At 35.5% G+C, this 11,664-nt stretch carries 12 protein-coding genes and 2 pseudogenes; 1 reads left to right on the top strand and 13 read right to left on the bottom strand.

Annotated features, from left to right (window positions below):
- Positions 1-124: 124 nt before the first annotated feature.
- The 10 genes and pseudogenes from PG840_RS15250 to PG840_RS15295 all read right to left on the bottom strand — a co-directional run bounded on the left by PG840_RS15250 (position 125) and on the right by PG840_RS15295 (position 8,431).
- Complete coding sequence (locus PG840_RS15250) at positions 125-697, bottom strand: CDP-alcohol phosphatidyltransferase family protein (protein WP_117834787.1); 573 nt, start codon at positions 695-697, stop codon at positions 125-127.
- The gene (locus PG840_RS15255) at positions 687-1,751 is read right to left on the bottom strand and encodes an FUSC family protein (RefSeq protein WP_117558430.1); all 1,065 of its coding nucleotides are present in this window, start codon (positions 1,749-1,751) and stop codon (positions 687-689) included. Before PG840_RS15255 ends, PG840_RS15250 begins: the two co-directional genes overlap by 11 nt.
- Positions 1,752-1,784: 33 nt before the next feature.
- A complete protein-coding gene (locus PG840_RS15260; RefSeq protein WP_117558428.1) occupies positions 1,785-2,828 on the bottom strand; it encodes a sensor histidine kinase in 1,044 nt (347 codons plus the stop codon).
- Entirely contained in the window at positions 2,828-3,538 is a 711-nt protein-coding gene (locus PG840_RS15265; RefSeq protein WP_270613832.1) for a response regulator transcription factor, read from the bottom strand. The genes PG840_RS15260 and PG840_RS15265 overlap by 1 nt, the downstream gene beginning before the upstream one ends.
- Complete coding sequence (locus PG840_RS15270) at positions 3,517-4,950, bottom strand: phospholipase D family protein (RefSeq protein WP_270613833.1); 1,434 nt, start codon at positions 4,948-4,950, stop codon at positions 3,517-3,519. The genes PG840_RS15265 and PG840_RS15270 overlap by 22 nt, the downstream gene beginning before the upstream one ends.
- 157 nt (positions 4,951-5,107) lie before the next feature.
- Entirely contained in the window at positions 5,108-6,301 is a 1,194-nt protein-coding gene (locus tag PG840_RS15275) for an MFS transporter (RefSeq protein ID WP_270613834.1), read from the bottom strand.
- A gap of 64 nt (positions 6,302-6,365) precedes the next feature.
- Positions 6,366-7,019 carry a TetR/AcrR family transcriptional regulator gene (locus PG840_RS15280; RefSeq protein WP_055158537.1) on the bottom strand — a complete coding sequence of 218 codons (654 nt, stop codon included), beginning with the start codon at positions 7,017-7,019 and terminating at the stop codon, positions 6,366-6,368.
- 138 nt (positions 7,020-7,157) lie between these two features.
- Positions 7,158-7,396, bottom strand: a pseudogene (locus PG840_RS16970) (CHAP domain-containing protein); the annotation flags it as partial.
- Between the two features lie 14 nt (positions 7,397-7,410).
- Positions 7,411-7,752: pseudogene (locus PG840_RS15290) on the bottom strand (zinc-ribbon domain-containing protein); the annotation flags it as partial.
- Positions 7,753-7,906: 154 nt separating this feature from the next.
- A complete protein-coding gene (locus PG840_RS15295) occupies positions 7,907-8,431 on the bottom strand; it encodes a flavodoxin family protein (RefSeq protein ID WP_270613835.1) in 525 nt (174 codons plus the stop codon).
- Between the two features lie 310 nt (positions 8,432-8,741).
- Between PG840_RS15295 and PG840_RS15300 the strand changes: the two genes are divergently transcribed.
- Positions 8,742-8,978 (top strand): DUF6061 family protein, encoded by a 237-nt coding sequence (locus PG840_RS15300; protein WP_002578301.1) that lies wholly within the window; start codon positions 8,742-8,744, stop codon positions 8,976-8,978.
- 133 nt (positions 8,979-9,111) lie between these two features.
- Here PG840_RS15300 and PG840_RS15305 read toward each other — a convergent pair whose 3' ends face one another.
- The 3 genes from PG840_RS15305 to PG840_RS15315 all read right to left on the bottom strand — a co-directional run.
- Positions 9,112-10,431 (bottom strand): MATE family efflux transporter, encoded by a 1,320-nt coding sequence (locus PG840_RS15305; protein WP_117485164.1) that lies wholly within the window; start codon positions 10,429-10,431, stop codon positions 9,112-9,114.
- Entirely contained in the window at positions 10,421-10,879 is a 459-nt protein-coding gene (locus PG840_RS15310) for a MarR family transcriptional regulator (protein ID WP_117485166.1), read from the bottom strand. The genes PG840_RS15305 and PG840_RS15310 overlap by 11 nt, the downstream gene beginning before the upstream one ends.
- Positions 10,880-11,034: 155 nt before the next feature.
- Positions 11,035-11,664, bottom strand: a 630-nt coding sequence (locus PG840_RS15315; protein WP_270613836.1) for a DUF6040 family protein, incomplete at its 5' end; no start/stop codon positions are given.

Consider the following 11,664-nt stretch of genomic DNA (forward strand, 5'->3'; position numbering starts at 1 on the left):
ATGATTTATTTTCTATCTAAAATTTTATTAAACCGACTAAAGACTCCATAGTTTGTGTGTTTGACTTACTGTTTATATCTATCTTCTCCTAAATATTTTTCTAGTCATTGCAATATAAAATTGCTTATACAGTCTCTCCCTTAAGAGTCCTGGTATTCTGGATAATATACAGAGCGACCGATATGACCATCATTATAGCGCACAAACCAATCAACAGATCTGAAACCATCGGTGTAATGTGGAACCATATAATATGCACCGCTGCAGTTCCATATAATAAAAAGGTTACTATCTTTCCATGCCAGTCTGCACCATGTACTTTTCCTGTCTTTCGTATCACAAGACATCCACTGACTACCATATACAGCTCCTTACCTGCCATTATTACGATTAAAAGAAACACATGCGGAAAACGAGTAAACAGACAGATTAACATCGCTGCCTGTGTCAGCTTATCAGCCACCGGATCAAGTATTTTTCCTAAATTACTAATCCTATGGAATCTTCTTGCGATATATCCATCAGCAAGATCCGTAAGACCAGACAGCAATAAGATTTCACCAGCTAACAGAGGATTTTTCTTTACACAATAACTCCATATAATTACCGGAATCAGACAAAGCCGAAAAAAAGAAAGAAGATTAGGAACCGTAATAATTCTATTCAAATTTTCTTCCTGATTCACTTCACTCTGCATGTACGGTCACCTCACTTTCCTTTTTTTTAGACATAAACCAATAAAATATAACACAAAATGCTAAAGCAAACACAACACCAAAAACATTTTGAATCACTCTAAGACTAACCGCTCCTTGTAGTCCATAAGTCTCTGCAGCAATGGCTAAAGCACCAAATGTGTTAAATACTGCCTGCCAGCCATATTGTGCTGAAAGTCCTACACCGATTCCACCAAGAATTCCTATATATGCATAGATTGACGAAGGAAGCAGAAAATATAATACTGTAAAACATATAACACCTGCAATATTTCCGACAATTCTTTTACGGACTCTGTAGTGCATATCTTCCATAAACGGCAAAATCGCGGACATGGCCGCAATACCAGCCCACATTGCACGTGGCATATTACAAAGTTCTGCAATGCAAAGGACAATCGGTACGCATAAAATCTGACATATCTGCCATTTTGTTCTGGAAGAAGTGATATCAAATTCTTGTATCAGATCTTTCAGATTTCTTTTATAAGTTCTGTTTTTATGATTTCGATAAAATACGAAGCAGGTAAGTGCTGCACCTAAAGCCATTCCGACTAATCGCATCTGATAGCTTTTTCCCGTAACATCATAACCATATAGCAGCAGATACCCAAGAACCAATGTAGATTGATTAAACATGAATGGATTATGGCATCCGAACAGAATCAACACAGCCAGTGCCGCAATATTTAACAGCATTCCCAATACCGGTGAAAACTGATTTGCTAAATGCGGACATACAGTCATAATTACAAAGAACAAAGCCAAAAGCATCGTAGATTGTCCGGTGTGGATCCCCAGATCCGCATTTCTAAACACCATGAGACATAATAAGACTACTACACCTACAATGCTGTTCTCATTTCCAAATAGGATGCTGAAAATACTAACAAAGAAAAAACAAAATGCCAATGTAACAGCTATCTTCACCAGATATACCCACATATGATATAATTTTTCTTTTAGTGTTTCACTCTTTTTCAACAGGTTTTTAGAACCTGCCTGATTTAACTGCAACTCCTGATAAAATGTCATATAAATTCTCCCATCTTCTAATTTATCTTAAAACTATATAATCTCATCTTTCTGCTTTGGCAGCTCTATAACAAATCTGCATCCACCATATTCACGGTTTTCTGCTTTGATTGTTCCTCCGGCACTATCTACAATCCGTTTTACAAGTGCAAGACCTAGGCCATTTCCTTCTGCTTTATGAGATCCATCTACCTGATAGAACTTGTCAAATATTCTGGATTTTACATCATCCTCTATTCCTGGTCCTTCATCTTCCAGAATGAACTTAACAGAATCCTGTTCTTGTTTCAGAAACATCATAATTGTCCCCTTTGAAGGGCTGAACTTAATCGCATTATCCAAAAGATTTATCCAGATATGCATAAAAAGTCCTTCATTCCCAGTATATTTAACTTCCTCCAATTCTACCTGAAAACCAATTTCTTTTTCTGTCCATTTTGTTTCCAATGAAAGAAATGCCTGGCGGATCTGTTCATCCAGACGATATTCTGTTTTTTTCATTGGTATATTCTGATTCTCTAACTTGGATAACAGCAAAATATTACCAACCAATCCGGAAAGTCTTTGGGTGTTAAATAAGATTTTTTCTACATATTCCTCTTGATCCGGAGACAGTTCTTCTCCCTGAAGCAGCATTGTATATCCTTCAATGGCATTAATCGGAGTCTTAAACTCATGAGAAACATTAGATACAAAATCCATCTGCAGCACCTCTGTTGCACGAAGTTCTTTTGTCATAACGTTAAAACTTTGATAAGATTCTCCAACTTCTGCTATACGGCTGTTCGTTTCCAAATGCTGTTCAAAATCTCCCTGAGAAACTTCCTTCATTGCTTTACTAAGTCTGGTAATTGGTTCCAGTAACTTTGCATTGATAAAGGAAGTGATCAGCCCTGCAATCAATGTATTGAAAATCAAAAGCCAGCCAAGCACAGATATGCTGCCCGGCAGATTAAAATAATGATTCAAAAAAGCAAATAATAAAGCAGATATGACTGTTGAAAATACAAGTGCCAGCCAGATTGCACCAGTCAGACAGGATCGGATCCGCAATCCTTTTTCTTTCTTTTGTTCCATTATTTTTTCACCACCTTGTATCCAATTCCACGCATTGTTACGATTTCAAAATCAGGGTTATCTTTAAAACGCTCTCTGATTCTTCCTATATGTACCTCTATCGTATGTGGGTCTGCCTCCGTCTCGTATCCCCATACTTCATCCATCAACTGTTGTTTTGTAAATGTTCTGCCTGGCGAAGCTGCAAGCTTATATAAAAGCAGGAATTCTTTTTTAGGCAAAACAAGACTTTCCTTATCAGTTGTAACCGTCATTGCATCATAATCAAACTCTGTTAAACCGATCACAATTTTGTGTTCATTCAGTATCTGTGCACGGCGAAGCAGTGCTCCAACTCTTAAAACCATTTCATTCACATTTACCGGTTTTACCATATAATCGTCACTTCCCGAAAGAAATCCCTGGCGCATATCATCAAAGGAACCTTTCGCAGTGATCATAAGTACCGGTATCTGATATCCTGCTGAACGGAGTTCCGACACCAGTTCATAACCATCCATAACCGGCATCATAATATCGGAAATGATCAGATCAATATACTCTTTATCCAATATTTCTAATGCCAGTGCTCCATCCGATGCACTTTTGACCTGATATCCATTCTTCTCAAGCACTTTTTGGAATAGCTGGCTTAATTCTTTATCATCTTCTACAATCAATATTTGAAACACGTTTTCCTTCCTCCTTATTAAAACAGATACCTTGCCCATCCAAGCAGATGCTGTACCAAAAGTACGTTTCTCTGACGCTTCTTTGTCAATTCAATTGGCTCTACATGATACGGATCACGATAGGTTCCATCTTCCAATACCTGTCGGGACACTCTTTCATATTCCATCATGCCTTCTTCCAACTGTTTATTAATCTCTTTGCTACGTATTACAAGCATCAGTTCCGTATCCAGATACGTGCTTCTCATATCCATGTTAAAGGAACCGATTACGGATAGATCATCATCAATCAGGATGCTTTTTCCGTGGTAAGAATAGCCGCCTTCATACTCCCAGATATCAATTCCTGTATTTAAAATTCTGTTTCTGTTTCTCGCATAATCAGCAGAACCAAACGGATTTCCATTGTTGGCAACCGAATTGGTCATGATAGAAAAATCCGGAACTCTCTCCGCAATCTCTTTCCATGTATTATACATCATATCATTGCAAATAATATATGGTGTATGAATTTTCACGCGCTCTTTTGCATTTTTCATTAGTTTTCCCAGTTGATACCAGACTACTGGTTCCTTGGAACCTGTGTGGATAGGATTTGACACTAATGCAATCTTTTCTGTCTCAAAAGTTTCGTCCGTGTAATCGGTATCGCAGATTCTTTCCTTATTCTCTTCAAAATATTTCTGATAGCCGTTCTGCAGCTCTAAAACTGCGTTCTTTACAGATTTTCTATTTGCCAGTTTTTTATTGTCATGAAAATAACCACTGTCTTCTTGTTCCCATATCGTTTCAAAATACTCTAACAACTGGTTAACTGAATTTTCTTTCTCAGGTTCATCGCAAACCACTAACACGTCTCTGTCATAGTTCTTATGTCCCGGAAAATCACCCAGGAAATAATTGTATGTATTTCTTCCCCCAAGAATATATCTCTTTCCATCTGCAATCAAATATTTATCATGCATTCTACCCATCATTTTCCACGGTTTCAACGGATTGGCCTTATTATATAGTTTAATTTCAACATTCTCATGGGAAGATAATCCATAGAAATACGGATTTCCTTCCATATCAATCCAGCTCTCCATTCCATCTACTAACAAACGAATATGTACACCCCTGTCTGCCGCATCATGCAGTGCTCCTAAAATCAATTTTCCACTTTCATCGGATTGAAATGCAAAAGTAGAAAGAATAATTTCCTTTTTTGCATTCTTGATCAAACGCACTCTTTGTAAAAGCGCTTCTGGATTCTTTTCTATGATTACTGCCCGTTCTGTATTTTCACTGCATTCGTTCCATGACCCATTTTTTGTTTCTTTTTTGGTTGTATTGGACACTTCCGGCTGCTTTTTATATGCAACGCAGATTCCGAGCAATTCATAAAAAGCCACACATAAAAAAATTGCCAGTATAACAAGAAGGATTTTACATATTTTATACTTTTTCATTGTACATCACCTGATTCCTTTTTATTTCATACTTATACAATACAAAGTCAATCTCAATTTAACCTCAACAAGGTTTGTTTTTTCATCAATGCAAAATCTTCTTTGTACAACAGACTGTTAGATATAGCAAAAACGGCCTTTCAAAAACAGTTAACTTCTAAATCAACTGTTTTTTTTCTCTCTTTATTACATTTTTTCTATATAAAGAAATTCCCAGAATACTTACTGCTATCACAATAAGGAATTTTCCGAACCCTGATATTGTATATTCTAACCCTCTCCCATAAATAATCTGGCTTATCGGTTGAAACATATTGGTTATCATAGATACAAATCCCATAATTCTCCCCATATATTCTTCTTTTGTTTTTCTCATAATATCAGATAAACATACTATTGAAAAAATATTAATATTAAACTGAATTATGCTACATAGCACCAAAATAGTAATAAATATTACATTCCTTGTTTGACACATCCACAAAATAATTCCCGTTATCATAACGCACCCGCCTATTCCAATAACAAGATTATTTGTTTTATTACTATCCCACTTTCTTCTTGTAAAAGAATAATAAAAAGTTGCACCGATTGCAGCTATTCCCAGGCTTCCTTCTGCATATCCATAGACTGTTGTACTATACTGTAACGTATTTCTTATGATATATGGAAATGCAATTGTAAGCAGCCCTGTTATTTCACAGGAAATTACGCCTGCATACAACACTAATTTAAGAATTTCTTTTTCTTCCACAAACAAATACTTTATTCCCTGTTTTATTCCCAATATCGCACTATCCCTTATGCATTGTTCATTTTTCATTTTTATTAAACTTTCCAAAAAAGCGGTAATCCCAAAACCAATTATAGAAAAAATAATAATCTTATTTATGGAAAATGTATTATATATAACTCCACCTAGAATTGGTGCTAATATTGCTGAAATAGACGATATCTGTGCTATTTCTGTATTAGTTTTATTTAAATCATCTGTAATTAGTGGTACTGCCGCCTGAGTAGCTGGTGTTTCTAACGTCCCTAATATCCCTAATATAAATAAAATGATGCAAATTGCTATTACTTTATTAGATAAAAGGAAAAACAAGCTAAGTATTATGCCTGATGTAAAGTCTAACATAACTATTAATTTTTTCTTTTTCACATAATCACAGATCCAGCCAGCAATTGGACTAAAGAAAATTATTGGTAGCATAGAAAATGCTATGATATTCGAATATATAACTGATGAACCTGTATTATCTAAAATGTACATATATAACGCAAATTTTAGCATTTGATTAATTACCAGCGAGTTTTCCTGTCCTATTAAATATAAATAATATGTATTCATTTTTTTCTCCTTTACATACCGATGGTATGTTATGTTCAAAAAATAAAATGGGGAAATTCCCATTTTATTCACAATATTCCATAAAGACGTGTTTCAATTTCTCTTTTAATTCTTTATCTAAAAAATCTACTCCCATATTTTTTGTCCATTCTGAAATAAATTCTATTTTTCCTGTTAATTCTTTCTCTGTAATATCAGAAATCGCGAGTAACAAACCTATATTTATTTGTAATAATATCTGTTCCGAAATCTCCATCGGATATTTTGTATCTACAGATCCATCCTTAATACCCTTTTCTACTATTTTGCATAAATCAGGTGCCAAAATATTTTTATTAATTTCAATCATTTTTGCAATCATCTTAGGACTTTGAATCTTTTCACTTTGGCGCCAAATTTTCATACTTATTTTGTTATAATATTGCTGCTCTTGATCTTCTATTCCTAACAAAAAAGCCTTTTTTATCAACTCAATACCTGTTAATTCAGAATATACTAATACCTTTTTAAACGGATTATTCTCTACTAATAGTTTATCCTCTATAGCATCCAATATATCATCTTTTGATGAAAAGTGATGATACACCGCTCCCTTAGTTAATCCATCCAAATTATTTACAATATCCTGCAAAGATGTGTTTTCATATCCTTTTTCAAAAAATAACTTACTTGAAACTTCTAATATTTTTTCATATGTTTTTTCTGGATCTCTTCTCATATTTTCCATCCTTTCTTACATACCTTTGGTATGTTCATTATACTTGTTATATTTGAAAAAAGCAATCTCTTTAATGTACCCGATGGCTACTCAACTGAGCAGCCATCTTTTCGATTTTCCAGACACCGTCTGGAATTTTTAATATGCCGGAATACCGTATCCATAAATATTGCTACTTCCGACTGTGTACTGTCTTTGCTTGCAGGCATCGCTTGAGTTACCCTCTACGGTATAAACTGTGCCATTCTCGCATTTCTCTACGATACCAACGTGGTCTGTTGTACCGTTGCCCTCCCGATAATATCTCCCGTCTTTGGTTCATAAGTGCGGCTTTGCCATTTCCCGTTTGACTTAAACCAGTTTGCACCGTCCACGCAAGGGTGTTCCATTCTCTGCCACAATCCTTACACTTCCACCAAGCCTTTCGATTGGCAAAGACCATAACCTGAGTTGGAAGTAACGGATAATTTCTGTCCGACCACTGCTTTTCCAGTAGCGGCTCTAATGTTGCCAAATCATTAATCCCTGCAATCACTCTCGCACCGGAACATATCGGGCATTTCTCTCCATTGGAACGAGCCTTAACGCTTGTCTTCCATTCGTGACCACAAGCACCTTTCCACCATACTTTTTTATTTGAACCGAAAGTAATGTCATCAGGTGTAAGCGGTAAGTTCTTCTCCGACCACTCCGAAACAAGCTCCGGGTGTACTTCTGCTAAACTGTTACTCATATCAAAACCTCCACTTCCTCTGTGATTAGAGTATATGAAGTTTTAGCTTTATCTTGTAGTTTGCGAATATCTGTATAAATAGAAAAAGCCCTTTGAGAAAAGGATTTCTCCTCTCTCAAAGGGCAAGTTGGCAAACTGGAATTTGGAACGTGCTTTATAAATTTTTTCCGATCCCCTCAAGTTCGTTCATGGAATCCTTGTTTTTTTCAAGTTCATCTTTGGCTGTTGCGTAATATGATTTTTTGAAAAGCATATCCCATGAAAGATATTTTGCCATACAGTCAAACTGCTTATCAATCAGCTCATACTGGATACTGTCTATGGGAGAACCGCCTACAACAATCGTGCCAACTTTTTTATTTTTTAACTGCAATCCACGGCAGTAGCACTTATCAATGATAAGTTTCAATTGTGCTGACATTCCCCACCAATAAACTGGTGTAGCAAAAAGAATCATATCTGCGGCAGCAATTTTATCAATTGTAGGATTTGTATCATCCTTATCGACGCATCCCTTAGAGCATTGACAGACACCACATCCCTTGCATGGTGCAATGTTGAGTTTGTCAGGTTCAATGATTTCAATTTCATTCTTTTCTGATGCTCCTTTTATAAATGCATTGATTGCTGTCAGCGTGTTTCCTTTTCTGGCACTTCCATTAATGATTACAATTTTCATGCTTGTATCCTCCAACTTCCGATTGAGATTTCACCTGTTTTAAGAAATTTAATAACTGTTATATTTTATTATTAAATTCTTCGCAACCCCTTGAAAACACTGGATTTGTCGCAGGTGAGCTTTCCCTTATTATTTCCCTTGTGTTATATCGTCCCATCAGTGTTTATGCACTCTGATAAGGGCAAATACAAGGGCAAGAAAAATCTATAAGACAGTATAACACAAAATAAAAGTGACATGGTGAACTGATTGAAATGCTTCGTAATTTTTGCTACTACTGAGTGATTAAATGATAAGGAGATGGGATACGATGAGAACAATATTTGCAGAATACAATCCACAGTGCAACAGCATTGATGTATATACTAATACGGGCTATATACTCCGTATTGATTGTTGGGAAGCAGAAAAAAATTTAAGAACCACACCTGGATCTGATTGTGCTTTGACATCGCTTGCAATCGATGAGCCATTAGAATATGCAAGGTTATATCTTGATGGGAATTTACAGATGTGGGTAGATGCTGAAGATTCATTAGAGTTATGATTATTCCAATCAAAATCTACTAGAATTTATTAAAAATTAGCTTCATAATTTTAAAAGGACAGCCCTATTGCTATGAGGCTGTCCTTAAAAATACAATAGATAAACCTAGATTATTCTTGCTACTATCTGATTGTTAAATTTTCTGTATTCCATATTGCAAATCTCCCTTTTCGCAATATTTTATTAGTATGAATGCCAGAATCGCTGAAAAAACACGTGCCAATACCGTACTCCACCATATCATAATCTGTCCACCAAATAAAGGTGGTAAAACAAGCATAAATATCAGCATCAATACTGGTTCAATGAATGTAAGAATGTATGACAATCCACTTTTTTCAGTAGCATAAAATCCAGCTGTCGCTATTCTGGTAATCGCAACAAATGGTAATGACACTAAAAATATAGGTACAATTTTAGAAATCTCAATACTTACTTCATAAGAAGCTCCGAAAACCCCTCCAATATTTGCTCTGTTTACATACATGATAATTCCACCACAAACAGCAAGAATTATTGCAAAAATGTATGCCATTCTCTGAACTCCTCTCAGGCTTTCTTGATCCTTCTCACCATAAAAACGGCTCATTAAAGGTTGACTTCCATCACCTACGCCCTGCAATATGAGATATATGATACAGATAATATAGGATACACATGCATAAGTTGCAATAGCTTTTTCTCCCCCATAAGAAGCGGAGAATCGGTTTATAAACACCAATGAAATATTAGGAGTCAATGCTAGCCCAAATGGTGCAAGACCTACTCTGAATATAGCGCCACACATTTCTTTTACATTTTTTAAGGATACATACACATAAAACTTTTTATTATATAATGCGTATATGATTGCAATTGCTGCAGTCACACCCTGTCCGGCTATTGTAGCTGTGGCTGCACCTTTCATGCCCATTTCATATATCCATACAAAGATAAAATCCAGAACAATATTGGTTATGAATCCACCAACCATCGCAAACATTGACCAGAAAGAGTTTCCATAATTTCTAATGAATGGCATCATTCCAGTTCCAAGAATCTGCAATATTGCTCCAAGTGCTATAATTTTGATATAATCTGTCGCATTTGTTAATATAATTCCATCTGCTCCAAGCAATCCTAAAATTTTAGACGAAAAGGAGTAAATAATTATGGTACTGATAACACTTACTATTACAAGAAGCCACCAGCTTGTAGCAATAAATTCTTCTGCCCGTTTTCCTTTCTTTTCTGCTGCATTAATTGAGTAATAAACAGCTCCTCCCATACCAATTCCTGTTCCAAGAGCCTGAATCAAAGCCTCAATCGGATATACAATATTAATAGCCGAAAGTCCAGCATCTCCTATGGTATTGCCTACAAAATATCCATCCACTATCGCATATATTCCTGATAATGCAAATGCTATAATAGATGGAATAACATATTTAAAAAATAATGATTTATGATTCATTTTTCTTACAATCTCCTTCCTTGAAAAGTCTGATAAACAGCTCTGTATTATCATTAAGACTTTCTATATTCTCTAATCCCATTTTTTCGATTACATATATTTCTTTTGAGTGCAGTTTTTCTATGATATCTTTCGTATATTCCATTCCTGATTCTGTGAGGCATATCAGCTTATTTCTCTTGTCTGAATCATCAGATACCATATTGATGTATCCTTTTTTCTGAAAATCTTTTAGTATCGTATTTACCGTTTGCTTAGGTATATTCCATTTTTCACTTATCATTTTCTGCGTGCATCTTCCATTACTTTCATAAAATGAATGCAAAACAAAAACTCCATTTGAAGACAGTCCCTGATCCTTTGACCATTCCTCATACATTGCTGTACATTCTTTCCATAAAGCATAATATCGTTGCAACTGTATTATCATATTATTATCTTTTCTCATCTTTTTCCTCCTTAAATTAGTACGAATCCGGACTTTTGTATTATAGTCCGAGTTCGTACTAATTGTCAAGATTTATTTATATACTTTTTCTTTATATAAACAATCAATAGTCCCTTACTAAGGACAGGAAGATTATGAAATTTCCCTGTCCTCTTTTAATAATATCCTCGTTCTTCCATCCAGTCTTTCACATAACATCTGATTCCAATATAAATAATATGCGACAGTAATAGCAATACAATAAGATTTATCGGATTAGCGTTTTTAATCCATTCTCCAAAGTAAATTACAACAGCTGTACTCGTTATCGCTACCACGATACTGATGATATCCCAACAATATTTCCGGTAGATTTTTCCTACCTGATAACCAATCCCGATTATCAGCCACCCGGTTATTACGAATAAAATTGCCATGACAGTACCGGCAATCAGCCAGTACACAATCCCGGAAAGAATACTGTTAGGTATTCCACTGCTTAACTGTCCGAAAGAGTCTGCACCTGTCACAAACTCCCGAAATAAACTTCCCATTCCTTTTCCTAACGCACCGAAAAAGACGACACAGTCGTTAAGGAAAACCGGCGAAAGAATCGCAGTAAACAGTGTTGTTGTTATGCTGTACCATGCCAGTAGAAACAAGATACTTTCATAACCAATCGTCATATTTTTATATTTCTTTTCTAACTGGCTTTTACGGCTATCGCATTTTTCTTTTGCTTTCCGGTAAGCAGTACGGTCACATTTTTCACATTTCTCATAAGGCACTTTTTTCTCAACAGCTAC

Source organism: Coprococcus sp. AM97-35, assembly GCF_027697525.1.
In the GTDB taxonomy this organism is placed as follows: Bacteria; Bacillota; Clostridia; order Lachnospirales; family Lachnospiraceae; genus Allocoprococcus; species Allocoprococcus comes.